Here is a 25,244-nt window from a genome sequence, read left to right as displayed (position 1 = left end):
TCATTTTATGTGTCTTTTATTGATTTAATTCATCGAGTCGTGAAATGATACGATCCGGATAGATCTTTAAACGTTCAATGTCTTCTTCATGATGAACACCGCTTAGGACTAAAATCGTTTCCACCTGTTCATTCGCTCCCAAAGCAATATCTGTTTCCAGATTATCACCAATGATGATACATTCTTCTTTAGAAAGATGATAATAATCTAAAGCTTCATGAAGAAAAGCACTATGTGGTTTTCCAATTTTCATCGATGTCTGTCCACTGGCATATTCAAACATCCTTACAATAGAACCATTTCCAATATGAAACGTATCTCCATGAGCTAAAAGACGATCATCATTCGTACCAACTAAAATAGCTCCTTTTAATAAATACTGTAATGCCTGGGAATATTTTTCATAGTTTCCTTGGCGATCAAGCCCTACAAATAAACATTGTGGTTCTTCACTGATTTTAAAACCACTGTTTTGTAAAGCTTCTGCCAGACCATCCATGCCAATCATCTGTGCCTTATCATAACCTTTTTTACGCATGATTCGTGCTGCCGCCATCGAACTGGTAAAAAAATGTTTCTCCTCAATTCCTTTAAAACCTAGCTTCTCCATATGTTCCACATTTTGACGTAGTGTTCGTGTAGCATTATTTGTCAAAAAAAAGAAAGGAACTTTTTTTTCTAAACAGTTATCGATAAACTCTTTTGCACCAGCAATATTGCTGTTTCCACGATACATCGTACCATCTAAATCAATCAGATATGTTTTCATTTTTCATCACCGCACCTACTTTACCATATTTTCTCATAAAATACCAAATAAGAAAAGGAAAAAGCGCTAGTGATGCGAAAATATACAAGGCAATATCAAATGAAAACCACGTTATAAGTCCTTGTCCCAATAGAGAAGCAATAAATCCGCTCATACCAAAATACACCGCAAACCCGATAATCTGTGAAGAAGCAATCAGATGAGAGGGCGTACAGCTAGCAATCAGCTTTTTAGAAAGCACTACGATGATCGGATGCGTAAAGATCTGAAGCAGGGATACAGCAACGATCATATAACTGACAGATACAAAACCATAAAGAGTAAATTTTATGGCACTCATCAATGTACAAAAAATTAACAATGTTGAAACCGAAAATTTCTGAAAGATCTTTTTTATACTTAAATACACCGGTATTTCCATCAAAGCCTGTAAAGCATATTTCAAAGAAATCATTCCTGCAGAAGCTTTCAGCTTCACCATCTTATCAACAACAATATACTGATCAGCAAACCCCATCAGCATCAAAAAGAAAAAAATCATTAAATAACCCACATATTCTTTGTTTTTCAATAAAAGTAAAAAATCCTGCATCTTAATTTCTTTCTTCTCTTTTTGCTCTTCCGGCCACTTATAAATCAAACAAATGCTAGCCAATGTTGAAAAAAGACATAAACTTCCCTTACCTATCGGCATCAGCTGTGCTGAGAGCAAAGATCCGCTGATAAGACCTAAGGCTCCCATGCTCTGATATTTTCCAAATGTTTCTGGCTTTGCCAATAAAACAATCGTTTCACAGCTACTCATCAATGTTCGTGAAACACCAATCAATCCTGCTAATGCCACTGCTTTAAAAAACATTGAATTCAGAAAATAAAAAAGAAGCATAAAAATGATATAAAGAAACGTACTGATATAAAAAGAAGGTTTGATTCTTCCTTGGGTATCACTCATTTTTCCTAGCCACAAAGACATTAAAAATGAAAATAAAGCTCCACTCCCAAGAATCAAACTTTTCTCAAAAGCAGAATATCCTACATCATTGATCAAAGGAATTAACTGAGAAACAATACACCCTACTGATACATATGAAAAATAAAGAAAAAAAGCAAGTCGAACATTTTTCATGTTTTCACCTGCTTTTAGTATATGACTACAATGTAGTTCTATGAATAAGGGAAGATAGAGCTACCAGCTGGTATGAGAAATGAATGAAAAGGGAAATTTAGTACCAACCTTTATTTAATAACTCTATCACAAGTATTATACCATAAAATCTACAGAATGGTTAAAAATTAACTAAAATTTTTCATTTTTTTCCTTACTCATCTATTTTTTTAAAACATATTTTAAACATCTATTTCATAGTTTTATATGTCTTATTGAATTTTTTGATACTCAAAATTATTTAACTCAAACCATTCGATAAATTTATCATAGTACCATTGAGGATATTCATAACCGGTTCTTGATGCAAAGGCTGGATGGAATGGATTAAATTCCTGATTGATAGCATAATCATAAACACCATAAGGATATACAGCATCCAGAAGTTCAAAACAATAATATTCATCATTATTTTTCAAAACCCCTCTAAAAGAATAAACCAGCCATGAGGAATCACCATTATCCAGTACATAAATAAGATCAGCACCCGGCAAAGTTCCAGATGGATTTTCACTATAAGTATGATACTGATAACCGATCAAAAGCAAATCATTATCCTCTAAATCAAGCTCTTTCGAAGATGTATAATATTCCCAAAAATCTATGAGATCAATATCTTTATAACTATAACAGTCATTTTTATTTATACTGACATCTGCATCAGTGAAAATAACTTTATCATTTTCAACTGTAAATGCGGCATCTGATCTGCTATACTCCTTATACATAATTAATTGATAATTTTCATCGCCATTATCAATAACAATAAAATCATCAGGACTTTTCATATCCGTATTTGTCATACAGGAACAAAGGAAAATGGAACATATCAATACAATACTGCATTTCTTAATGACTGTTTTCAAATCCATAAAGATAATAATCTGGCACTTCTACAGTACTTCTGTAAACAGCACAGGTTCCATTTCCTAAGTAATCTAACTCTACTGCACTATAATCATCATAGGATACCCATAATGCAGCTTGACTATGTACATTACTGGTATTTGTTACAGTAAGTCCTACACTAGATGATGTTGAAATTGAGGTTTCAACTCCTAAATCTATTAGTCCCTCTAATATAGAAACACCTGCATTAGTACTTATAGTTTGAATCATTTCCGCTGAAACTGTGTAAGAACTTCCAGGGAAGCATCCAATACTAAATAATCTAACGATTTCTAAATGACTGCCAGTATATGTTAAGTCTACATCAGATCCACTACATGGAACTACCTGTACCCTTCTCTCGGACTCTTCCGCAGAAACCTTCATCGGAACAATTAATAAAACCATTGATATACTTAAAAATATTTTAAAAATTTTTTTCAACATAATATTTTTTTGCTAACCAGCCCCTAAAATTAAGCCACTCCTTTCTTTAAAACAATTTTAGGTTTCATATTTGTATCGTAATCTATTAGAATATTTATATAATTATTTTAATTACCCATTGGTTTTACCTCTACTAGACGATCTTCCTTTTAAATTTGTACTTATTTCTGTACATCTGCTTTTAGTTTCCTCATAATGGTAGTCATCCACTACAGGAAACGATTTTGATAAATTTTAATACCTTTTTCATAAGACCCTCTCCCTTTTTATCTTCACTTTAATAATACCTTAAATTTTACGTGAAGTGAAAAGTTAAATTCTACTTTAAAAAGCGACAAAAAAATGTGGAAATTAGTCGTTCATCATTTCTAAAATGAAATAGTTATCAGGACAGACGGATAGTTATTTGCTTTTTGTTATTGTAGGAATTACTGTTTCAGGTATATAATATTATTGACGATAACATAAAAAGGCCGCAATAAAGGATAGGAGAATTTAGAAATTTTTTTGGCTGGAAAGACTAAATTCTACTATGTTTTGTTTGAAAGACCGTGAAGCAGCTGGTTTTTAATTCATTATTTTTTCAATAAGTAGGGCTTTAGAATAATGTTATCTTTTTCGATTCTGGTAATTCCAAAATCGTTGAATTTCTTCATGAGTTCAGGATGAAGAAATTCCATCAGCTCAATGGGTGACTTTCCGTTGAGCTTTTCTTTTGACATCGAGTTAATATGCGACAGTGCAGTATTCAAGGCTTTCTGAGATGTTAGCCCCAGAGCTCTTAAATCTGTTTCTTTTGGAAAAATGTAGCGCAGTTCAATATGATTGTTTTCCAGGGTTGCCTTTTGTGTGGACTGCATCGGATCACAGTAATAGACACGGGTTCTTCTTGCTCCGTTTTCTTTTTTTTCAATTCCTTCTGCATCGGCCATTTCGCTTCCGCGGTCTGTCAGAAGAATTTCAACTTCTTCATGGAAAAGTTCGCTGCCTAAAAGATTTTCTAAAGCATTCACGCCTGAAACCATCGCTTCCTCTGTTTTCTCTTCGTGAAGGATGCCGAACAGGAAGCCGTATTTCACAAATTTGAATGTCTGAATAAATGGACCATTTGATATATCGTTGTATACCGTATCCATCTGTACGATTCTGGCGTCCTCATTCTCGGAGAGATAGTTACAGTAATCCTTATAGGTTCTCCCTTTCAGGAATCTTCTGTCTTCACGCTTTTTTAAAGCGGCTTTCTTAGACTTGAATTTTTTTCTGGATACCTGGCGTCTTAGGTCCATAACACTGATTCCGACAATACTGAATACGCCTGTTTCGATATAAGTATAGAGGGTTCTTTCAGTAATTCCTAATTCCGGATGAGCCTGAATGATTTGATAAGGGGACTGGCCCTGATCAAGAAGCGGTTTGACAATTCCGCCCATCTTTTTTGCCTCCTCTGTTGTCAGGTTCACGCCCACTCTTGAATCGACAAGCGTATTCCTGTACTCTCTGTGAGCTGTTTCGGGCTGATAGACATATTTATTGAATCTGCAGGAATGAAATTTTGAACAGCCATTGCAGGCCCCGGGACTTCTGTCTCTTCGTGAGCATTTAAACCGGATATAATCAGGGCATTCCAATTTACAGCTGTGATTATGAGAGCATTTGGATCGGTTCACACATTCCAGAGGAAGATTGCATTTATAAGTCAGGACCCGATGAAGCCTGATTTCCTTTCCTATGGTAGACTTGTCTTTACCGATGACTTGTGCAATGGCCGTATGGGTGGCACCATTACGAATACTTGATTCAATAATTTTTCTTTCATTTTCGGTCATATGTTTATTTTTATTTGTGGCAGCCATAAGGGCCTCCTTTCTTTGTGATTCTGGCTGCTTCCGGTCATTTTCAATATGACATATTGAAAGAGTAAATTCAACATGAATTTTGTGAAAGATTAAATTCATCTCTTCCTATATTAAAGTAGAATTTAACTTTTCACTTTACTACCTTAAATTTTATTTAACTAAAGTCTATTATTACTAATATTGATATGATAAAATTAGATTATGAGAGAGCATTTAACTTTCTAAAAAATATTTATCCATCAAACTTTACATCCATCATGTGCATATCATTAAATGTTTGTTCAAGATAGGATCGTCTATTATTGTCTAGTCAATTCAAGCATTACTTAATGCTTTTTATCATTTCTACAGCATTTATCCTAACATTTCTTCAATATCAGAAAGCATAGATTGTATGATATCTGATATTTTTTTAGTAATTAAACATATTTATTTTGATCTTTTTTCATAGGCATCATAAAGACGTTTTAAAGCAATCTTTAATTGATCTGTAGGTAAAGCCAAATTAATACGCATAAAGCCTTCGCCATTCTTTCCAAAAGTACTGCCTTTATTTACGATAAAACAGGCCTCATCATATAGAAAAGCAAACATATCATCTTCATTTTCAAAATAAGCATTCATATCTACCCACATTAAATAAGTTCCTTGTAATTCACTATGCCATGCTTTAGGAAAATACGAAGCAAAGAAATCTGCTGCTGTTTTATAATTGATACCTACGACATGCATCATTTCTCTGATCCATTGGTCTCCACATCGATATGCACATTCAGTTGCTGCCATGGAAAGAGGGTTGATTGAAACATGATCTTCACCAATATAAGAAGTTCGAAGTTTTTCATCAGGAATGATGATATTGCTTGTCTGAAGTCCTGCTAAATTGAATGATTTGCTAGCTGCTGTACATAAAATGATTTGATCATAAACATTTAAAAAGCTTAAAATATTTGTATGTACATAACCTTCCATGATGCAGTCATGATGAATTTCATCTACTACTAAAATCAAATCATTTTCTTTACATATTGAAACAATTCTTGCTAGTTCCTCTCTGGTAAATACTTTTCCAATGGGATTATGTGGAGAGCATAAGATAAGTATTTTATTATCACTTTGTTTTGCTTGCTTTTCAAATAACGTAAAATCAATTTCATAACGCTGACCTTTTAAAATAAGAGGACATTCTACGATTCTTGTTTTATTCGATCGTGCTGCCTTAAAAAAAGGCGGATAAACAGGAGTAAAGATAATGACTCCGTCATTTTCTTTCGTATAGGCTTTTACACTGCGTACAAGTGCTTCTACAACTCCATGGCTAAGCACGATCCAGTCTTTATCTACTTTGACATGATGATGCCGCTGCATCCATGAAATGATGCTCTGCAGATATGAGTCACTCATAGCCTGATAGCCATAGGGATTCATTTCATCTACTGCTTTATGCAATGCATCTTTAATTTCATCCATGACTTTGAATTCCATATCAGCAACACTAAGAGGAATAATATCTTCAGAGTATTCTTCATTTTTAGTGTTGCGTACCATCCATTTTGATGCATATGTTTTCTTGCGGTTTAATTTAGATTCAAAATCGTACATATCTACTCCTCATTCAATAAACGTTTTTCATAATTTCCAATAACATGCAGACCTTCAGAAATAACTATAAAAGCATGTTCATCCAAATCTAAGACAAGCTTTTTCAAAGCTGATATTTCATATTTTGAAATGATCGTCACAATGATATCCATATCATGATCTGTATATGCTCCATATCCGTGCCAATAAGTTACCCCTCTACGAAGCTGAGAAATGATCTTTTTCTTGATTTCCTTGTTCTGTGAAAAAATCATGACATGGGTCGCAATATTTTGTGTATGAAAGCGATCAAGCGCCAATGTAAAAACAGCCACATAAAGAATTGAATAAATCGCTGTTTCAACATCAAATAAAACAGCACATATCAGATAAACGATTGCATTTAAGATCAGCGAAAGGCGTCCAACAGAACCACCTTTTGTCTTTAAGGCATAATACATACCTAAAATATCAAAGCCGCCACCGCTGCCTCCTTCTCGTAAGCATAATCCAATACCGATACCGCCAATCAGCCCGCCTACCAAAACACTTGTCAATGCATCTTCTAAAAGCGGTGTCTGAGGTATCGGAACTAATACCAATACAACAGACTGAACGATCGTTGAAAGAATCGAAAGATAAAAGAAACGATGTGATAAACTGCGATAAGCCATGATATATAAAGGTATATTCAATGCAAAATAAACATATCCCGACCAGTCATACTGAGACTGGCTAGGAATGATCAAATTAACGATAGATCGCAATACCTGCGATACTCCTAACAAACCACTGCTGTAAAGATTTAGCGGAACAACTAATAAATTGACCCCTAAAGCAAACAAACTTGACCCTAAAATAACTATTCCATAGGGCTTAAGCTGCTTCCAATTCATTTTTTCACCCTCTAACTATATTTCTTATGATCCTTAGCACGCTTCAGCTTTTCTAAAATATTTTCTTTTGATACATCTGCCTGATCTAAACTGTGGATATCAAAGCCAAGTTCCTTTAATAACATTTCAATAACTTCACGAGGATCTATATCTCTATACAGAGCATCATTTTCTGTATAATAAGCCTGATCTAAATCTTCCATATCATTACTTAAGATACATTCTATATCTAATGCTTCCGCAAAGTCATCTAATTCTTTCTTAAGCAAAGGATCACGCAGAAAAAGCTTCCGGTCTATACCATATTTTTGCCATCTTTCAAGCAATAAGTGATATATTTCATATATCATTGTTTTTAAAGAAGTACAGTAGATCCTGGTATCTCTAAAACCGTCTTCTGCATTACCAACAATGCATAATGTCTGCAGTTCATCTTTCTGAGGTAAAGTAATGACTTCTATCATTGCCTCGCCCTGACCTTTGGTATACTGTTTTTTAATTTGACTGATTTTTGGTTCATTCAAATAATCAATACGCAATATATTCATCTTACCTTCACAAACCTGAATACATTCATCCGATTTATATTCAATCATCCTGCCACTTTGATATTTGATCTGATTTTCAGCACAGTAAGTAATGACTTTCACATAACGACGTAACGCTTCCAGATAAATCGTTCGATATTCGTAAGGTATTTCCTGATTACTATTTACGTTAGCATAGCATAAAAATCCGCCATAAATGCCTACATTCAAATCAAAGTCATCCGGCTGATCACCGCTCATTCGCTTCAGCAGGGCTAACTCTATGCAATCATGATATTTAATGATGCTTTGTGAGGGTGCCTGCTGATTAATGCTCATATATTGAGCAAGCTTGTCAGCACTAATATGAAAATTCAATACGACATCTTCACTTGCATCACATCCCATATATACGATTCTATTACATGGCAGATGAAGCTTAACGATTTGATTATGCATATAATCCTGAAAATAACGTATTTTTATCAGTTTACTGATTTCTTTTTGAATATCTGTAACAAAACTGTTTTTATGTTCTTCACGAAATGCAGCTAACATTTTATTGATCCATTCTAAATCAGCCTCACTTTGCAGCTCTTCTTCAATTTCACTGCCTGCTCCTTCATAAAGATTTTTGCCAATTGCCTTTAAACATAATGGGACGACATCTGCCTGCATGTCCTTTTCAGCAGTAATTTTGAAATGAAGCTGATCTATCTTATCATAATAGTAATCAAAGCGATCCTTCTCTTTTATGCGAATCAATGTTTTATCAACATCGTTATGAGCATTTTTTTGTATCCATTTATCTTCAATATGAAATGTATAGGCTTCTACACCATCCAAATTAAAAAGAAGCTGAATCATGGAATGTAATTCTTCAAAAGTTGTTTTCTTAGAAACTAATATACGACGCATTACTGTTTTTTTCATTCCTGTTAAAGATATTTTTAGTTGAATTGCTTTCATGAATCCTCCTTTATCTCGAATACATTATACTATATTTTTATTAAAATACTTACTTTTTTTCAAATTCATCTCATCAATATAAAAAGAAGCAGAATTATCTGCTTTGGGTATAGATCATAACTTCATTTGGCATACATACAATTGGAGAGAGCGAGTCGCTATCATGCCATCCCATCTGTTCACAATTATGGTTTGGACATTCAACATCAACGACCCGGAATTTAGAATCCTTGACCTCCAAATGCATCACACCATAAGATCCTGAAAACTCATAAGTCCGATCAATATCTAAATCAAACTCCAAGATAATTTCATCTTGATATTCTACAACTCCTATATTGCCATGGTGGGTACTGCTGATCAGCTGATAAACAATCAAACCTGCAACAGCCACCACAAATAAACATACAATCAGTTTTAAATCTTTTTTATTCATCATTTTTCTCCAGCAATAAGATTATAGTTGATTCTTATAAATTATACAAATGTTTCTCTTATTTTTTTTCAATAAAGCTATCCACACAAAAAATAACGTGATAAAATAAAGATAATTAGGAGATATGCTATGAAAGATAAATTACCCGTATTAACATTAGAACCAGAAATTGAAGAAACTCAAGAAACAGTCAGTCAGCCTGATGAAATTGTTTTATCTAGTGAAGAGGAAAAGTTGGTTCAAGAATTTTCTGAAAAGATCGATATCAGTGATGCCAATATGGTACTTCAGTACGGTGCCAGTGCTCAATCAAAAATAAGTTCATTTTCAGAAAGCACTCTTGAAAAAGTCCGTACTAAAGATTTAGGTGAAATCGGTGATTCTCTAAGTGAGCTGGTCGCTCAATTAAAAACAAACGAAAAGCCTGCAAAAAAAGGATTGTTTGGATTATTCAATAAATCACGTATCGAACAATTAAAAGCAAATTATGCTTCTACACAGACAAACATTGATAAAGTGGTAGCTGTTTTAGAGAAACATCAAATTGCATTGATGAAAGATATTACAATGCTTGATCATCTCTATGAAATGAATCTTGAAAATTATAAAGAGCTGACACTATATATTTTAGCTGGTAAACGTAAACTGGAAACTGCCCGTCAGCAGGAATTGCCAAGACTCGTAGCAAAAGCCAGTCAATCACGTTTACCTCAGGATGCGCAGGCAGCCAACGACTATGCTGAATTCTGTAATCGTTTTGAAAAAAAGCTGCATGATTTAGAATTGACACGAACGATCAGCATTCAAATGGCACCACAGATTCGTTTAGTACAAAATAATGATACTTTGATGGCTGAAAAAATTCAGTCTTCACTGATCAATACGATCCCTCTTTGGAAAAGTCAGATGGTGTTAGCATTAGGAATCGAAAATTCCCGTCAGGCCATGGAAGCTCAACGAACGGTTACAGATATGACAAATGAACTTTTAAAACGTAATTCAGCAATGCTGAAACAAGGTACGATCGAAACGGCCAAAGAAAGTGAAAGAGGTATTGTTGATATTGAAACATTGCAGTCTACAAATAAAGACTTGATTGAAACATTGGATGAAGTCTTAAAGATTCAAAGCGAGGGACAACAAAAACGTCAGCAGGCAGAAGCAGAGTTAAGAAGAATCGAAAACGAATTAAAAGAAAAACTGACACAGACAGTAAAGGCGTAGATCACTGGATCTTACGCCTTTTACTTTCATCTACTAATTGCTGGATAGCTTTGGCCGGACATCCCTCAGCATGGGCACAACTGCTACAGCCGCTGCCACATCCCTTTTGTTTTCTGATTGACCTTATTGCGAAATATACACATATCAACAAGATTACTAATACAATTACAGTTGCCATAATCCACCTCTGTAGAAAGCATAGCACGATTCAAAGACACTTGCAAATCTTATGAATATCGATTAAACTATACATACAAGGAGGCATTTTCTATGAAATATGATCCGCATAAATCATCTTTATTTGATTTAGATGCTAATGTAGTGGCAATTCTAGTTTATCTTCTTCCATGGATAGTCAGCATTATCTCTTCTTCTTTGAGCGGTATTGCGTGGCTGATTCCTTTGCTTGCACTCATTTTAGAAAAGAAGAGCGATTTTGTTAATTTTCATGCTGCAAATGCCCTCGCTTTTTTTGTTATCGCTGCTATTATTTATTATATTACAGTTATCTTTGGCATTACTGCTATTTTAACTTCCTGGCTAGATAATATGTTTATATTGGGCATTTTCTATATGGGAGTACGGGGAATCATTTTTATCATATTAGGAATTATCTTCGCAATCGTTGAGATCTATCTAGGAGTAAGCAAAATATTTTCCATTATCAGAGCTTATGAATATCGAGATATCAATGTTCCTGTCATTGCCCAAATTACCAGATTTATTTTAAACCTTAAACGCTAGTTAAAAAGCACATAACGTGCTTTTTTATTATCTTTGAACAATTTTTTCTTCCATCACTTTACAATGGCTATTTCCTTGTTTAACAGCTTCAATCAATACTCCATGAGCCCTATCATTTTCACAGTCACGAATAAACTGTAAAGTTTTGATTTCCAGCTCATTTTTTCGCATTTCAACACAGATATCTACCAAACGATCGGCACGATGAACTAAATAGAACCGCCCTTTTTCTTTTAATAAACGATTTACGCTCGTACATAAAATATCTAATGTAAGATAACATTCATGACGGGCAATTCTTTTATAATCGCTCACATTTAATTGCTTGTCATTTGTAACTCTAAAATAAGGCGGATTACAGACGATCACATCTACAGGGTCATGAATAACATCTTTAATATCTGCATGAATAATTTCAAAATCACGAATATGATGTTCATTCAAATTCATTTGTGCCAGTTCACAAGCTTCTTTTTGAACATCTACACCAATTAATTTCCCTTGAGTATACATTGAAGCATAAAGCAAAAGAGCGCCATTATTTGTTCCAATATCCATCACACACTCATTTTCCTTTACTTTCATAAAATATCCTAATAGAGCAGTATCTGTATTCATACGAAACATATCTTTACGCTGATGCAGATAAATATCGGTTCCTGGAAGATAATCATAGGTCATATTCATAGCATCATATTATCAAAATTCAGATGGAAAATAAAGATGATTTTCGATATAATATTGACCATGAATCTTAAAAGTTATATTGGTGATAAATTTTTTTATAAACAGGTAGCTTCATTGGCCATTCCTCTATCACTTCAACAGTTATTAGGAAGTGCTATGGAGATGATTGATTCTTTAATGGTAAGCTGGATTGGTATGATCAGTGCTGTCGGCAGTGCTTCACAAATCATTATCATTGCTTCTACCATTACATGGGGAATTTTAAGCGGGACCAATATTTTTGCTTCTCAGTTTTATGGTAAAAAAGACCATCTCTATTTAAAAAAAGTATTTGGTCTGTCACTGTGCCTGACATCTATCAATGCCTTATTTTGGATATCATTAATTTCTTTATTTCCGGAAGCTGTCGTTCGATTTTATATCAATGATAATGAAATCATCATCCATTCTATAGAGTATTTAAATATTGCACGCTTTACGATTCTTCTTGAAGCTGTTTCCTTTACTTTCAGTTATCATTATCGCTGTGTAGATAAGGCTGCGCTTACTTTATATGTCAGTATTTTTTCCATGCTTTGCAATGTTGTTTTAAACTATATTTTTATTTTCGGATGGGGCCCTATCCCATCAATGAATGTTTCAGGTGCTGCATTGGCTACCCTGCTTTCACATTTCTTTTCAATTCTAATTTATCTTATCTATGGAATCAAAACAAAGCAGCCTTTTTTTGGCAGCTTTCATGAAATGTTTTCTTTCCATTTTGACTTTATTCGGCATGTTCTCCGCCGTGTCTATCCATTGATCATCAATGAAGCTCTATTTGGATTTGGAAGTTCATTGATCATTAAAGCTTTAGGCGGTCTTAGCCGAGAAAGTCTGGAAGCTTATTATATCGGTGATCAAATTGCCGCCTTCTTTTCTTTCATCATCTGGGGTTTTGGCGGTAGTGTTCAACTGATGCTTTCTTATGATCTTGGAAAAGGAAACCGAGAACAGGCAATCGAAAAAAGTCGTCATTTTATGGGATTAGCTTTAATGCTTGCGATTGTGCTCGCTTCTTTATTAGCGATATGTTCCCCATTCATCATGTCCTTCTATAACATTCAAGATGAAATCATTTATGCTTCTACAAAAGCCATTCTTCTCGTATTTTGTTTAAAAATCGCTTTTCGTTTATTCAATTTTACGATTTTTTCTATTTTACGCAGTGGCGGTGATTCCAGAATCATTTCTTTTCTAGATGCAGGTATCATGTATCTAATTGCTATCCCGTTATCTTTTACAAGCGTATATCTTTTTCATATTGAAAATGTAGCTCTTGTATATCTGATTACCCAAAGTGAACAAGTTGTACGGTTTATCTTGGGAATCAAAAGAATTCACAGTGGTATATGGGCGAAAGATCTGACGAATATCGAATAATAGATATATTTTAAAAAGAAACTATTCATAATGACAAGATTAGTGTAAAATAATATTATTAAGAGGAAATGAAAATGAATATGTCTAAAAAGAAAGATTTTATTATTAATTTTGTATTTTACGGCATCCTTTTGGGATTATTATATATTGGCTTTAAATACATAGCTCCGATTTTGATTCCCTTTATGATTGGTTTTATTATTTCATATCTGATCCAGCGTCCTGTACGTTATCTAAATCGGAAATTTCAGATCAATAAAAAAATACTTTCAATGACTCTTTTGCTGCTTTTCTATGTATTGATCAGTTTATTGCTTTTTCTGTTATGTATCAATGGTTACTCATGGATCATGGGCATAACAAATGAAGCACCTAAATTTTATCAGGAAGTTATTCAGCCAACAGTAAGTAATCTGATCAGTGAAATATTATCTTTAACTGAAAATATGAAACCTGAATTTAAAGCTGCTCTTGATGAATTTACAAGTATGATGCTAGATAGTTCAAAACAATTATTAGGAAGCATATCTAATTATGCTGTTTCTTATGTTGCGAATATCGTAAAAGGAATTCCCGGACTTTTTATCTCTTTTGTCATGACGATCATCTCATCTTTTTTCTTCATTATTGATTATGACAAAATCATTCAATATTTACTTTCACATATGAATCAGTCTGCTCGATCATTTCTATCTGATACACAGTATTTCCTGAAAAATAAGCTTTGAGTCATTATCAAAGCTTATGCTAAGATCATGACCTTAACATTTGTAGAGCTTTCGATTGGTTTAAGTTTAATAGGGATTGATCATTCAGTATTAATTGCACTCGCTATTAGTATCTTTGATATATTGCCGGTTTTAGGTACTGGTGGTATCATGATACCTTGGAGCCTGATTTGTCTTATTCAAGGAAATTTTATCTTAGGGATTGAACTTATTCTTGTTTATGTCATCATAACAGTAATCCGAAATATTGTTGAACCGAAAATCGTAGGTGCTGAATTAGGTATTCATCCAGTAGCTACTTTAATGGCTATGCTTGTAGGCGGACAACTGTTTGGCATTATTGGATTATTTGGTTTCCCTATTCTGCTTTCATTTATTTTATTTAAAACTGAAAAAAATAAAAATGAAAAAACAAAATCGATTGAATAAACGAGTTATAAGCAAAAGATGCTTATAGCTCATTTTTTTACCTTATCTTTCCGTAAAAAAATATTAACCTTTTTTACTCAAATTAAAAGGTATACTTTCAATTTTTCAGAATCTAAATACTGGAACCAGGATCTTATAAATTATAAAAATGAAGTACATAGTAAATTACCATCAGCAAAGCTGGTGGCTTTTCGTTGCCCTATAAGGGCCTCTTGCTTTGCGGCGTCTTAAGACGCATGAAAGGTTCTGACAGTCGCAATCCCTATTTTACTTTTTTAAATGGTTCATCGAATTCTTTGAAGCTTATTTGATCATACATCATATCTTCTTTTTCCTGATTTCTTATATATTCCTCTACTGCTTTTTGATTCAAGCCTACTGTAGATACATAATATCCTCTGGCCCAAAAATGTCTGTTCCCATGCTTATATTTCAAATTTGCATGTCTTTCATATATCATGAGCGTGCTTTTCCCTTTTAGATATCCCACAAATTTGGAAACAGCCAATTTTGGCGGTATGCTTACAAGCATATGTATATGATCTTTCATTGCATGAGCTTCTATGATTTCAACATTTTGATACTGGCATAGCTGTCGTAATATTTCTCCTATGTCTTTTCTCAATCTGCCATATACTTCTTTCCTTCTGCATTTTGGTATAAATATTATATGATATTTACAAATCCATTTTGTGTGTGATAAACTACTTTCGTCCATGGACATCCTCCTTTGCTTAATGTCGTGGCTGTCAGACCCACTCCATTATAGCAAAGGAGCTTTTTGTTTTGTTTATCGCTATCGCTTCTTTGTCTCCACTTGCATAGCAAGTGGTTTTATAGAGAATAAAAAGAATGAACTAAATCATTCTTTTTCTAAAAAATAATAATGTTTTTCCACAGTAAATACAATAGAATCAAAATGTCACCTTATAACTCGATTTTATCATATAAACAATATCATTGAAAGACTTTATTTTAGGTATATTTAAGTTATTATATAAGTGAAGATAGTAATGAAAAGGAGGATTCTTATGAAAGAGGTGTTAAAATTTATTTAAGTCGTTTCCTGTATAGGACGACCACCATTACGAGGAAACTAAAAGCAAATGTACGATAGAAGTACAAATCTTAAGGAAGATAGTCTAGTAGAGGAAGGGCCAATGGATATATTATAATTATTAAATATATAAAATCTGAATTATTGAACAATACACTTATGTAACCTAAAATTATTTTAAAGAAAGACAACTATATTTAAAGTCAAGTACTAAGCGATGAAAAAGTATGAAATATAAAACTAGACTTTAAAGGTTGTATTGATCTTTGAAATTGTAAATATGTGTACACTAAAAAGAACTATCGGAAAATAGCCTTTTTATACGATTGATTGTATAGACGGGTTATCGTAAAAGAGACGGATCAAATTCACATCCAGTTGTCAGGATATGATAGATGACTCTGAGTAGTTTTCTCACGCAATGCCCCTGTGCACATCGATGCGATTTTCCCTGAGATATCTTTCTGTCATAATAATCCTTGAATACTGGATTGTTGTTGATGACGGTCTGGATGATGTTGTATAAAGTGCATCTTAAGTATTTTGATCCCTTTTTTTCTAGCCTTGTTCGTGGCATACTATAGGTACCAGATTCATAGATATATGGATTGGTTCCTGACAGCTTGATGATCTTCTTAGCACTTTCATACTGGGTGAAGTCACCAAGTTCGGACAGGATGGACATCGCTGATATGTGTGAGATACCAGGGATGGCAAGGATAGGAGAGTTTAGCTGCAGACTGAATTCTTCTATTTTTTTATCCACTATATTCAGATTGGAATCAATCTTTTCGATCATTTCAACTGTCTGCTGTATCTCCAGATCAAGTGCTATATGGGAATGACCAATAGAATCCCTGGCAGCAGATTTCAGTTCCTCAGCCGTAATGGAAACGCATCTTCCTTTTGATAAAAGAGCTTTTCTAAGTGTCCGTATATCTGTATTGGCAATATTCTGAGCACTTTGGAAATCTTTAAGAATCTTTAAATAAGTTTTTGAGTATTTTGTATCAAAAAGTTTATTGAATTCAGGGAAAGCGATATCAATAAACTTCTGAAGACGATTCTTATAGCGATTCATTGTTTTCGAAAGGCTTTGATGATAACGCGACAGTTCACGGATCTCATGATAGGTAAAATGCTCATCTTCGATGATTCTATAAAGTCTAGGCATAGCTAAAGCCGAAGCAATTGTAAGAGAATCCAGCCTATCATTCTTAGCCAGATTGAAGGCTAAACGGATGTGATTGGTAGCCAATGGATTGAACATGGCAACCTTAAGATTCTTGGATAAGAGAAACTTTTGAAGATTGTCGGCATAGTGCCCAGTATCTTCCATGCCGATGATGAAATCATCCTGAATAAAGGAAGAAACAGAAGTAAAAAAAGAATTGAACCCGATGATGTCATTGTCAAAGTCAAAAGGTTCGATATGAACGACACCATCCTGATCAATTACAGCAGCCGTATGTTTGAATTTACTGATATCGATACCGATAAAATAGCGCATAGAAGCACCGTCCTTTCTATATATGCGTGAATGGATGAACCACTTGCAAAGTATTCGACTGATCCTGGTAATACGAACTCAAAGGCTCATCCAACTGATCGCAGTTCTGAATATTAGGAAGTGGCAAGATTCTTTCTTATGAAGTCAAAGCCTCTAGGAGATCACTCAAGTACACATCCACAATTTCAATTCTAACAGATAAACAAAATCCTGATGAATACTAGATCAGGTAGAAAGGAAAAGGTATATGCAGATTACTCAGTTGAATGAGCTAATTTATATATACCAGGAGATGCTTAATTTTAGGGGTTGAAAGCAACAGTTATTATGTTTAAAAAATTATTATTATCTGCAATCTGTTTTAGTTTTATAATATGTGGGCTTCCTACACATATTAAAGCTGAAGAAGTTCCTGTAACAGAAGAGTATTTGGAAGAATGGAAAGAAAAAATCGGTGAAACTGCTTATTTTATCTATACTCCACAAACTGAAGAAGAGCTTTTAAACTTAGGAGATGACGAAGTAATAGCTGTATTTGAGGGTGTGAAAGTAACCAAAAAATTACTTAATGAAAATTTAGAATTAGATATCGATAAAATTACAGTTAATGATTTTGCTACTAATGGATTATTACCATCTTTTGAAATAAATGGTCCAGTAGATATGAATCCAACTATTTCTCCAAACGCAATGCTTCCAAATATAGTTGGCACTGGTGGATATGATGGTTATTGCAATTTGCCATCTTGGGCAAATGGAGTAATTGTTTCAAGTACATATCAATTTTCAGACGGATCAAATATGGCAGAAGTAGTGTTTTATTTAAACAATAGTGACCTGAAGGTATATAGAGATGATTTAATCAATCTTAAAGACATGGTCATAGGATATGCATTAGATCAAATTGTATCAAAACTTTTAGGATATCTTCCTACAGTTCTAAACAGTATTTTTACATACCTGTCTCTTTATGAAGATTTTTGTGAATTATACTTTATGAGCCAAGTATCTAATATGTGTGATGCAGGAAAAAAAGGAAAAATAACAATATCAGGTTCTTATAAGAGTATCGTTGAATGGACAGATAATAAGTTCTATGCAAGAAATGGTTCATTAAACGGTTCTATATTTAAATCTGCTGTTAATTTTTTATCCTAATCAGGAAATAAGAGAAAGGTATTGCCTTTCTCTTATTGTAAATTTAAATAGGTAAAAAGAAAGGAAATATATTATAATGAATCGCTATTAAATGAGTTCTTTATAATATATACAGGTAATAATATGAATATTAAAAATTTTTTAAAAAAATATCGCATACATTTAATTTATGGCATAAATATGATTCCATCTTATTTATTATATTCAACATTTACTGATATTGTTTTTGACATAAAACATGAATATTCCTACAGAAATCAATTAATTGCTGTAGAATTGATTTTTTTGCTTCTTTCCTTTATTCTTATTTTCAGTTTATATAAATATTATAAAAGGAAGTATAAAAAAATTCTTATCGGCTTAATTATACTAAATATGGCTCTATTCAGCGCTATAATTATCAATACAATACGCATACTTCCTAATGATCAAGAAAGCTTTTATGGTTATACATCTTATTACATGTTACTAATATACTGGACAATACATATGTTTAGCTGGGGCTTTTATCAAAAACAGGATAAGATAAGACTGAATTTATTTAAAGATTCAGAATAATTTACGCACACACTATATCCTATCATACAGAGAAAGTATCATATATGTGGATTAGAGGATACCTTAATGATAGCTTTAGCTACAAAGAAATATAGAATCAATTATCTATATTTTGTTATCTTCATGATCATGGGAAAAACTATATAGAATAATATTACAATTACTTGCTTTATTGAAAATATAAAACAAAATTGCTATTATCCTATCTTTGACAGCAAAAAAATAAGAAACCTCAAGAAAATGCCAAGATTTAAGGCAATACTTAAGGTTTTTTTATGTAGCGAAATGCAGTATTTTTTTCTTTACTTATTTTTATCTCTGCATCTTTATCATATTAGATATTTTTTAACCCAAATCCTTTTGTAAGCTTTCTAATTTTTCAATCATCTGATTCATTGCTTTTACATCATTTCCTTGAAAAATTATAAAAGCTTCCATTAGAACCATCTCTGCCTGCATTTTATTTTCACCTAAAGAGAACTGCATCATCACTTCTTTTAAGCGAGCTTTTGTTTGAAACAGCTCATGCTCCTGCATAACTTCATCAAGTAGATCTTTTAATGACCATGATAGATTATATGGAGTAGATGCTACAAAAATTGCATTTATACCTTTAGATTTCAATTGTTTTGTAATCTTGCTCATCTTCTCTTCTTCATAATCATACATATATACAAAAGAAAGTGAAAGAGACATTTTTGTTTCTTCTTGATTACTTTGAATCACCAAATCGTTCATTTTTGTCTGTAAATCTTGATCTGAAAGGTAAGAATAATCAATTTCTAAATCATTCATCATTTCCTTGGAAATATTTGCGATAAGACATTTACTCATGTTTTTTCTCCTCATCATACGTATCTAAAAAATGATAAGTCTTTTCTTTATCAAAATAAGCTATGATCTGCCCAAGATTTACATTCGATGAACTTTTAAAAATATTTTTTTCAACATAAGGATTCACTTGATGTAACTGAGCAATCAGATCTTTGATTTCCTTTCGTTTAGAAAAATGTTCTACTTCATCATCTTCCGTAAATTTACAAGCACAGCGGATAAATGAAAGGTCATTATGCCTGCACCATCGTAATACATCTGCTTCACGTATTAAATAAAGCGGACGTATAAGTTCCATTCCTTCATAATTATCTGAATGCAGCTTCGGCATCATCGTCTGATACTGTCCTGCATAAAACATGCCCATTAAAATCGTTTCTATCACATCATCAAAATGATGTCCAAGAGCAATTTTATTACATCCATTTTCTTGAGCAATGCGGTAAAGATGCCCTCTTCTCATCCTAGCACAGATAAAACAAGGATTTTTTTCTAAAGTTGTTACATAACTAAATATTTTTACTGGGAAGATTTCTATAGGTATATCTAGTTTTTCTGCATTTTCAATGATTTTATTGCGATTTGTTTCATTATATCCAGGATCCATCACGATATATTTCACATCAAACTTAATTTTCCCGTGACGTTTTAATTCCTGAAACAGCTTGGCCATCAGCATGCTGTCTTTACCCCCGCTAATACAACAGGCAATAACATCATTCTCCTGAATCATATCATATTCACTAATAGCCCGTACAAAACGTGCCCATAACTCCTTACGATATGTTTTAACAATACTTCTTTCTGCTTCGTTCCATGCTCTCATGCAAGTTATTTTATCAGACTTTGCAAGTAATTACCACTATAAAAATAAGTAAATACTTTCTAGTTATAACTCATCAACAAAAGGAAACTTCTACAAATTTATCTTAGAGATTAAAATAACATTAGATCAATAGGAGGAAAGTGTGAAGAAAGTATGAAGAAAATAGTAGCCTTATGGATGTCTTTGTCCTTATTATCAGGATGTCAAGCCTCACAAAACAATGATTCTACCCTTAAACAAATTCCATCAGCATATACCCAGCCTACTCAGCAAGCAGGTACGATCGAACGTCTGAATTATACGACCTATGAATCGATGAATTATAATGAAAAAACACAGGAATTAATAAAAACTGCTTATGTCTATCTTCCTTATGGTTATTCCCAAGATCAGCAATATAATGTTTTTTATCTTATGCATGGCGGCTGGAGCAATGAAACGACAATGTTAGGCACTGATACCCAGCCAAGCATCTTGAAAAATATTATTGATCATGCGATTGCTAATAATGAAATGCAGCCTATGATCATCGTCTGCCCAACTTATAATAATACTTCTTCTGAAGACAGCAGTGATTATTCCCTGGCATTACGTCTCACTGAGAATTATCATAATGAACTGATCAATGATTTAATACCTGCTGTAGAAGGAAAGTATCGTACTTATGCGAAAAACACCAGTTCTGAAGAATTGCGTTTATCACGCAATCATCGAGGTTTTAGTGGCTTTTCCATGGAATCTGTTGCGACATGGCGTACTTTTCAATACTGTCTTGACTATTTTTACTATTTTATGCCGATGAGTGGAAGTCTAACCAATGATGGAACATTTATGAATCAAATTGTAGAACAGTCTGGATATAATTCAAACGATTTCTTTATTTATGCTATGTCAGGGAGTGATGATTTTGCCTATTCTTCATTTGCTAGCCAAATAGAAAACATGTTAAATCATGAGAATAGTTATTTTATAGATGCCAATAGTGAAAATGGTAATCTTCTTTTCCAAGTACAAGAAGGTGGCACACACAATGGTGACTATGCCAGCCAATATATTTATAATGGTTTATGTAGATTTTGAAATGAAAATTAATTTTTACATTCTTTATTGGTGAAAATGAAGAATGAATGTATATAAAATAGTGGGAGATGTATCTTTATATAACAATGGATACTTTACAGATACCTGCTGAAAAAAAGAATTATTATTTTACACATTGTTAAAGAACAAGAAAATGATTTTGTAATCAAAATCATATGCAAATAAGCGACTCCCTATCTGCATACCCACCTGCCTTTCTAGCGGCGTGGTTCCACCGGCACCTTCACATCTCCTTCTTTTGCTCCTCTCTGAAGCGTAAGGCATTGGCGAAATGTTCCAGTGTCAGCTTATTATTTTTTTCTGGCAGGATTCCATCCCTTTGCCATGCTTCCATCTTCCAGTGAATCGCATGACTGCCGGGTCCTGCTTCTTTTCTATCTGAACAGGCATAAATAGGGAGTTCTCTGACATTCCTCCAATGTCGCTTTCCCCAGATCCCTGATCACTTCTTTCCATTCCCTGTATTCATGATATTCGTTCGGTATCCTTTCCCGGTACCCTTCTCCCCTCCTTGCAATCACATACGCTGCACTGTGGTGGATGCTTAGCCCTAGCCGCTTCGCATATTTCAGCTTCCCGATCTGCGTTGTGTGCCTTGGATCCACCTTCCTTAAATATACTCCTTTTTCCATGCATTTCCTTTCGATCTTCTCCTCCAGCCTCTTATATGCAAATGTTCCCAGCATCCGGTTATAGTTCCTGTCCCTGTACAGGCTCTCTTCTTTCTTCCTCTCGAATTCTAAATCTTCCATGATCAGATTCTTTTTCTTGCCCGCACATTCCTCTACGATCCGTTTCACTGCCACATACCTTTCATATTCCCTCTGGTTCCTTGTTCCTCTTTCTTTCAACGGAATCCTCCATGCCTTTACCAGATTCCCTTTTCTGTCGGTTTCTGCCAGCGCTATATGATCCCTGTTGATATCCATTCCGATACTTCCTCTGCCGGATGGTAATACCGGCTCGCCAGGATATTCAGCAATTGCTTTGATGATAAAATATTCTCCATGATCATACAGCTCATACGCAATGGCCTTCCCGGGAGTATTGTGCTTCATTCTTACTGCTCTTTCTATATGCTCCCTGTGCTGATGAAAAACAACCGGCATCCTTATTTCCTGTCTGATTCCCCGGTAGACAAGAATCCCTTCATCGATATGATATTTGAAAAGATTATTGCCGTACTTTCCCTGCCTTCTTCCGCAGATCAGCATCCTTTTTCTGCGGTTATAGCGGTAGGTATCCATATCATGCTTCAGATTCTTTCTTCCTCCGAAGCATACGCTTTTCGGCTTTTCCATGAATCTTTCCTTTTTCTGCTTTTCTCCTGTTAACCGGTACTTTAATAGTTTGATCTGATTCTTCAGATTCTTTATTTTAGGATCGATCACAGTTGCTTCATACAGATAGTCCTTTTCTGTAGTTCCATGCAGTTTCGTTTTCCGGATCATCTTTTCCTTTTCACAGATGACCTTTTCCAGTTCCGTTTCCTTTTCTCTGATCTTCATTCTGATCCTATTCATTCTTTTATCTGTTTTCCGGATCAGTTTTTTATTCAAGGCAGCATTAGCCTTTAGCAGGGCCTTGGCTTCATGGACAGCAGACAGAGGGATATAGTCATTAAGATGAAACTGCTTTTTAAGAAGCTGATGAAGCTCGCTGTCCTTAAACGCGGCTCCCTTATAGGCACGATCGTAAAGACATTTATAGGCCTTATGAAGGACACGGTTGTAGACATCAAGATCATGAAGAACGGTGTTCTTCAGATCAGGGAATTCGCGGTAATAGAAACGGTTGGAAAGAGAAAAGACTTTCATGATGCCTCCTTGACAGAAATGAGATGTTTTGTACAGATATTATATCATATTAATAACTATAATGATACTATAATTTTATAATAATGATATATATTATCATAACATAAATCACACTTAACTTTTTTTATTTTCTTTTATCATCTTTCTATCAATCAAAAATGAAATTTCCTAATATATGAAAAAAGCGGGTAGTCAAGACCCGTTTTTCGTACATATCTTATAATGTAGAGGATAGTTTACTGGCCTCTTTTAGATTTGTAGCCATACCGGCATATTTCATACCATACAACCCTGCAAAACGTTTTATCGTATATTCGCCAGCCTCCAGCATCCATTTTTCAGGTGCTGCCCCTTGAAAAAGAAAATATAATGTTTTCCCTTGAAGCTCATCTCTTACCAGCCCATAAAAACGATCTAACAAATTCCGTACAGAACCACAAAGATTGTGCCAGTATAATGGTGAACCAATAACAATCACATCTGCTTCTTCCATCTTAGATAACACTTCCTGAAGCTGGTCATCATTAAAAGAATGCCCATAGCTATAAATTTTGTATGTCACTAAATTCAGTGTTTCATATTCGTGATCTTTCAATAATGTTTGAGCTAAATGCGAAGTATTGCCATTTTGATTTGGACTTCCATTTATAAATAATATTTTCATGATACTCCTTCTTTCTTTTAATCATATTATAATCCTTTTTGATCATAGAAGAAGTTCCATTTGGTTTTTCATTATTTACCTTAAAGTATTAACTATAAAAGAAAAGACAGGTTTTCCCGTCTTATTCTTTCGTTATGTCACAAATACGCTGGATATGCAACCCTAGATAACCAATCTCAATCCTAGGTATCGTACGATGCAATTCTTTACCAATTTGAATTATGATTGCTTCAGCTGCTTCATAAGCTAATGGAAAGTGAGTTCGCACATATTCATCCATATCCAAATTTAATTTTTCATTCGTTTTTATTCGTGCCAGCATATATTTCATATGTGTTAATAACCGACTATATGCCAATGAATGAATATTAATTGAAGTATTTAACTTTTCTTCAATCGTTTTAATACTTTCTTGTACGATCATAGCAATTTTCATGCTTTCATCTACTTTCTCATGGGTCGCTGCACTATGCAGATGTAAAGTAATATAGCCAATTTCATCTTCATTGATTTCATAACCTAATCTATTTTGAATAATTGATTTAGCGATACTGGCTATCTTATATTCATCTGGGTTCAGCATCCTTATTTCATTGGTAAATGGATTAGAAATTATAAGTCCATTTTTTATTCTTTCAATGGCAAAAGCAATATGATCACTTAAAGGCAATAGAATGTTATGATCAAGATTTCCTAGCTTTTCACTGGCATGTTTAAGAATCTGATGGGCAATTTCTAAAAAGATAGGATCGATTTTTTCAATGATTTCTTTATTACCTCTTTTAGTTTCACTTTGAAGCTGATATACAGCTTCAAAGGAAGCATTTTTAATTTGATCTTTTACTTTTTTTCCAAAACCAATTCCTTTATCTAATATCAGATATTCCCTTTGATCTTTTATGACAAGAATTGCATTATGATTTAAGATTTTAGTAATTTCAAACATTCTAT

At 33.7% G+C, this 25,244-nt stretch carries 23 protein-coding genes and 1 pseudogene; 6 read left to right on the top strand and 18 right to left on the bottom strand.

What is annotated here, in order from left to right; all coding sequences use genetic code 11:
- Positions 1-16 precede the first annotated feature (16 nt).
- The 9 genes from BQ5367_RS04940 to BQ5367_RS04900 form a co-directional block, all read right to left on the bottom strand.
- The gene (locus BQ5367_RS04940; protein ID WP_071441439.1) at positions 17-769 is read right to left on the bottom strand and encodes an HAD-IIA family hydrolase; all 753 of its coding nucleotides are present in this window, start codon (positions 767-769) and stop codon (positions 17-19) included.
- Entirely contained in the window at positions 750-1,895 is a 1,146-nt protein-coding gene (locus tag BQ5367_RS04935; RefSeq protein WP_071441438.1) for an MFS transporter, read from the bottom strand. Before BQ5367_RS04935 ends, BQ5367_RS04940 begins: the two co-directional genes overlap by 20 nt.
- Positions 1,896-2,146: 251 nt before the next feature.
- Positions 2,147-2,806: a hypothetical protein gene (locus tag BQ5367_RS04930; protein ID WP_071441437.1), complete on the bottom strand. Its 660-nt coding sequence runs from the start codon at positions 2,804-2,806 to the stop codon at positions 2,147-2,149.
- Positions 2,784-3,269 carry a hypothetical protein gene (locus tag BQ5367_RS04925; RefSeq protein ID WP_071441436.1) on the bottom strand — a complete coding sequence of 162 codons (486 nt, stop codon included), beginning with the start codon at positions 3,267-3,269 and terminating at the stop codon, positions 2,784-2,786. Before BQ5367_RS04925 ends, BQ5367_RS04930 begins: the two co-directional genes overlap by 23 nt.
- A 575-nt stretch (positions 3,270-3,844) precedes the next feature.
- On the bottom strand, positions 3,845-5,122 hold the full coding sequence (locus tag BQ5367_RS04920; protein ID WP_071440651.1) for a helix-turn-helix domain-containing protein: 1,278 nt from the start codon (positions 5,120-5,122) through the stop codon (positions 3,845-3,847).
- A gap of 432 nt (positions 5,123-5,554) precedes the next feature.
- Positions 5,555-6,727 carry a MalY/PatB family protein gene (locus tag BQ5367_RS04915; protein ID WP_071441435.1) on the bottom strand — a complete coding sequence of 391 codons (1,173 nt, stop codon included), beginning with the start codon at positions 6,725-6,727 and terminating at the stop codon, positions 5,555-5,557.
- 2 nt (positions 6,728-6,729) lie between these two features.
- Positions 6,730-7,602, bottom strand: coding sequence for a YitT family protein (locus BQ5367_RS04910; RefSeq protein WP_071441434.1), 873 nt, complete (start codon positions 7,600-7,602; stop codon positions 6,730-6,732).
- Between the two features lie 11 nt (positions 7,603-7,613).
- Entirely contained in the window at positions 7,614-9,098 is a 1,485-nt protein-coding gene (locus tag BQ5367_RS04905) for an IS1096 element passenger TnpR family protein (protein ID WP_071441433.1), read from the bottom strand.
- Between the two features lie 94 nt (positions 9,099-9,192).
- Entirely contained in the window at positions 9,193-9,534 is a 342-nt protein-coding gene (locus BQ5367_RS04900) for a NusG domain II-containing protein (protein ID WP_071441432.1), read from the bottom strand.
- A 129-nt stretch (positions 9,535-9,663) separates the two neighbouring features.
- On the opposite strand from BQ5367_RS04900, the gene BQ5367_RS04895 reads away from it, so the two are divergent.
- Entirely contained in the window at positions 9,664-10,758 is a 1,095-nt protein-coding gene (locus BQ5367_RS04895) for a toxic anion resistance protein (RefSeq protein WP_071441431.1), read from the top strand.
- Between the two features lies 1 nt (position 10,759).
- Here BQ5367_RS04895 and BQ5367_RS13040 read toward each other — a convergent pair whose 3' ends face one another.
- Entirely contained in the window at positions 10,760-10,936 is a 177-nt protein-coding gene (locus BQ5367_RS13040) for a FeoB-associated Cys-rich membrane protein (RefSeq protein ID WP_083383171.1), read from the bottom strand.
- Between the two features lie 92 nt (positions 10,937-11,028).
- On the opposite strand from BQ5367_RS13040, the gene BQ5367_RS04890 reads away from it, so the two are divergent.
- A complete protein-coding gene (locus tag BQ5367_RS04890; protein ID WP_071441430.1) occupies positions 11,029-11,502 on the top strand; it encodes a hypothetical protein in 474 nt (157 codons plus the stop codon).
- 27 nt (positions 11,503-11,529) lie between these two features.
- On the opposite strand, the gene BQ5367_RS04885 is transcribed toward BQ5367_RS04890, so the two are convergent.
- On the bottom strand, positions 11,530-12,183 hold the full coding sequence (locus BQ5367_RS04885) for a tRNA1(Val) (adenine(37)-N6)-methyltransferase (protein WP_071441429.1): 654 nt from the start codon (positions 12,181-12,183) through the stop codon (positions 11,530-11,532).
- 42 nt (positions 12,184-12,225) lie between these two features.
- Between BQ5367_RS04885 and BQ5367_RS04880 the strand changes: the two genes are divergently transcribed.
- Complete coding sequence (locus BQ5367_RS04880; protein ID WP_161940469.1) at positions 12,226-13,611, top strand: MATE family efflux transporter; 1,386 nt, start codon at positions 12,226-12,228, stop codon at positions 13,609-13,611.
- 68 nt (positions 13,612-13,679) lie between these two features.
- Positions 13,680-14,768 (top strand): annotated as a pseudogene (gene ytvI / locus BQ5367_RS13805) (sporulation integral membrane protein YtvI).
- Positions 14,769-15,030: 262 nt separating this feature from the next.
- Here ytvI and tnpA read toward each other — a convergent pair.
- Both tnpA and BQ5367_RS04865 read right to left on the bottom strand, forming a co-directional pair.
- Complete coding sequence (tnpA, locus tag BQ5367_RS04870) at positions 15,031-15,492, bottom strand: IS200/IS605 family transposase (protein WP_074021996.1); 462 nt, start codon at positions 15,490-15,492, stop codon at positions 15,031-15,033.
- Between the two features lie 676 nt (positions 15,493-16,168).
- On the bottom strand, positions 16,169-17,335 hold the full coding sequence (locus BQ5367_RS04865; RefSeq protein ID WP_071441427.1) for an IS110 family RNA-guided transposase: 1,167 nt from the start codon (positions 17,333-17,335) through the stop codon (positions 16,169-16,171).
- 327 nt (positions 17,336-17,662) lie between these two features.
- Here BQ5367_RS04865 and BQ5367_RS04860 point away from each other — a divergent pair, with 327 nt between their 5' ends.
- Positions 17,663-18,493 carry a hypothetical protein gene (locus BQ5367_RS04860; RefSeq protein ID WP_071441426.1) on the top strand — a complete coding sequence of 277 codons (831 nt, stop codon included), beginning with the start codon at positions 17,663-17,665 and terminating at the stop codon, positions 18,491-18,493.
- 903 nt (positions 18,494-19,396) lie between these two features.
- Here BQ5367_RS04860 and BQ5367_RS04850 read toward each other — a convergent pair.
- Positions 19,397-19,885, bottom strand: a complete 489-nt coding sequence (locus BQ5367_RS04850) for a DUF3783 domain-containing protein (protein WP_071441424.1) — start codon at positions 19,883-19,885, stop codon at positions 19,397-19,399.
- Positions 19,878-20,711: a tRNA 2-thiocytidine biosynthesis TtcA family protein gene (locus tag BQ5367_RS04845; RefSeq protein WP_071441423.1), complete on the bottom strand. Its 834-nt coding sequence runs from the start codon at positions 20,709-20,711 to the stop codon at positions 19,878-19,880. The genes BQ5367_RS04850 and BQ5367_RS04845 overlap by 8 nt, the downstream gene beginning before the upstream one ends.
- A gap of 153 nt (positions 20,712-20,864) precedes the next feature.
- On the opposite strand from BQ5367_RS04845, the gene BQ5367_RS04840 reads away from it, so the two are divergent.
- On the top strand, positions 20,865-21,791 hold the full coding sequence (locus BQ5367_RS04840) for an alpha/beta hydrolase (protein WP_071441422.1): 927 nt from the start codon (positions 20,865-20,867) through the stop codon (positions 21,789-21,791).
- Positions 21,792-22,186: 395 nt separating this feature from the next.
- Here BQ5367_RS04840 and BQ5367_RS04835 read toward each other — a convergent pair whose 3' ends face one another.
- The 3 genes from BQ5367_RS04835 to BQ5367_RS04825 all read right to left on the bottom strand — a co-directional run bounded on the left by BQ5367_RS04835 (position 22,187) and on the right by BQ5367_RS04825 (position 25,239).
- Positions 22,187-23,629 (bottom strand): IS200/IS605 family accessory protein TnpB-related protein, encoded by a 1,443-nt coding sequence (locus tag BQ5367_RS04835; RefSeq protein WP_071440661.1) that lies wholly within the window; start codon positions 23,627-23,629, stop codon positions 22,187-22,189.
- A 217-nt stretch (positions 23,630-23,846) separates the two neighbouring features.
- Positions 23,847-24,293: a flavodoxin family protein gene (locus BQ5367_RS04830; protein WP_071441421.1), complete on the bottom strand. Its 447-nt coding sequence runs from the start codon at positions 24,291-24,293 to the stop codon at positions 23,847-23,849.
- A 121-nt stretch (positions 24,294-24,414) separates the two neighbouring features.
- Positions 24,415-25,239: a PRD domain-containing protein gene (locus BQ5367_RS04825; RefSeq protein WP_071441420.1), complete on the bottom strand. Its 825-nt coding sequence runs from the start codon at positions 25,237-25,239 to the stop codon at positions 24,415-24,417.
- Between the last annotated feature and the right edge of the window lie 5 nt (positions 25,240-25,244).

This window comes from Traorella massiliensis (assembly GCF_900104665.1).
GTDB lineage: Bacteria > Bacillota_I > Bacilli_A > Erysipelotrichales > Erysipelotrichaceae > Traorella > Traorella massiliensis.
Note: the sequence above shows the minus strand (reverse complement) of the source record. Positions and strands in the feature narration are given on the sequence as shown.

What these genes read in the sequence shown, in the direction of transcription:
- BQ5367_RS04935 (WP_071441438.1), bottom strand. Translation starts at nt 1,895, where the DNA reads ATGAAAAATGTTCGACTTGCTTTTTTTCTTTATTTTTCATATGTATCA.
- BQ5367_RS04905 (WP_071441433.1), bottom strand. Translation starts at nt 9,098, where the DNA reads ATGAAAGCAATTCAACTAAAAATATCTTTAACAGGAATGAAAAAAACA.
- BQ5367_RS04915 (WP_071441435.1), bottom strand. Translation starts at nt 6,727, where the DNA reads ATGTACGATTTTGAATCTAAATTAAACCGCAAGAAAACATATGCATCA.
- BQ5367_RS04825 (WP_071441420.1), bottom strand. Translation starts at nt 25,239, where the DNA reads ATGTTTGAAATTACTAAAATCTTAAATCATAATGCAATTCTTGTCATA.
- BQ5367_RS04835 (WP_071440661.1), bottom strand. Translation starts at nt 23,629, where the DNA reads ATGAAAGTCTTTTCTCTTTCCAACCGTTTCTATTACCGCGAATTCCCT.
- BQ5367_RS04900 (WP_071441432.1), bottom strand. Translation starts at nt 9,534, where the DNA reads ATGAATAAAAAAGATTTAAAACTGATTGTATGTTTATTTGTGGTGGCT.
- BQ5367_RS13040 (WP_083383171.1), bottom strand. Translation starts at nt 10,936, where the DNA reads ATGGCAACTGTAATTGTATTAGTAATCTTGTTGATATGTGTATATTTC.
- BQ5367_RS04930 (WP_071441437.1), bottom strand. Translation starts at nt 2,806, where the DNA reads ATGGATTTGAAAACAGTCATTAAGAAATGCAGTATTGTATTGATATGT.
- BQ5367_RS04890 (WP_071441430.1), top strand. Translation starts at nt 11,029, where the DNA reads ATGAAATATGATCCGCATAAATCATCTTTATTTGATTTAGATGCTAAT.
- tnpA (WP_074021996.1), bottom strand. Translation starts at nt 15,492, where the DNA reads ATGTCCATGGACGAAAGTAGTTTATCACACACAAAATGGATTTGTAAA.
- BQ5367_RS04910 (WP_071441434.1), bottom strand. Translation starts at nt 7,602, where the DNA reads ATGAATTGGAAGCAGCTTAAGCCCTATGGAATAGTTATTTTAGGGTCA.
- BQ5367_RS04895 (WP_071441431.1), top strand. Translation starts at nt 9,664, where the DNA reads ATGAAAGATAAATTACCCGTATTAACATTAGAACCAGAAATTGAAGAA.
- BQ5367_RS04920 (WP_071440651.1), bottom strand. Translation starts at nt 5,122, where the DNA reads ATGGCTGCCACAAATAAAAATAAACATATGACCGAAAATGAAAGAAAA.
- BQ5367_RS04860 (WP_071441426.1), top strand. Translation starts at nt 17,663, where the DNA reads ATGTTTAAAAAATTATTATTATCTGCAATCTGTTTTAGTTTTATAATA.
- BQ5367_RS04940 (WP_071441439.1), bottom strand. Translation starts at nt 769, where the DNA reads ATGAAAACATATCTGATTGATTTAGATGGTACGATGTATCGTGGAAAC.
- BQ5367_RS04845 (WP_071441423.1), bottom strand. Translation starts at nt 20,711, where the DNA reads ATGAGAGCATGGAACGAAGCAGAAAGAAGTATTGTTAAAACATATCGT.
- BQ5367_RS04830 (WP_071441421.1), bottom strand. Translation starts at nt 24,293, where the DNA reads ATGAAAATATTATTTATAAATGGAAGTCCAAATCAAAATGGCAATACT.
- BQ5367_RS04880 (WP_161940469.1), top strand. Translation starts at nt 12,226, where the DNA reads ATGATTTTCGATATAATATTGACCATGAATCTTAAAAGTTATATTGGT.
- BQ5367_RS04840 (WP_071441422.1), top strand. Translation starts at nt 20,865, where the DNA reads ATGAAGAAAATAGTAGCCTTATGGATGTCTTTGTCCTTATTATCAGGA.
- BQ5367_RS04925 (WP_071441436.1), bottom strand. Translation starts at nt 3,269, where the DNA reads ATGTTGAAAAAAATTTTTAAAATATTTTTAAGTATATCAATGGTTTTA.
- BQ5367_RS04850 (WP_071441424.1), bottom strand. Translation starts at nt 19,885, where the DNA reads ATGAGTAAATGTCTTATCGCAAATATTTCCAAGGAAATGATGAATGAT.
- BQ5367_RS04865 (WP_071441427.1), bottom strand. Translation starts at nt 17,335, where the DNA reads ATGCGCTATTTTATCGGTATCGATATCAGTAAATTCAAACATACGGCT.
- BQ5367_RS04885 (WP_071441429.1), bottom strand. Translation starts at nt 12,183, where the DNA reads ATGACCTATGATTATCTTCCAGGAACCGATATTTATCTGCATCAGCGT.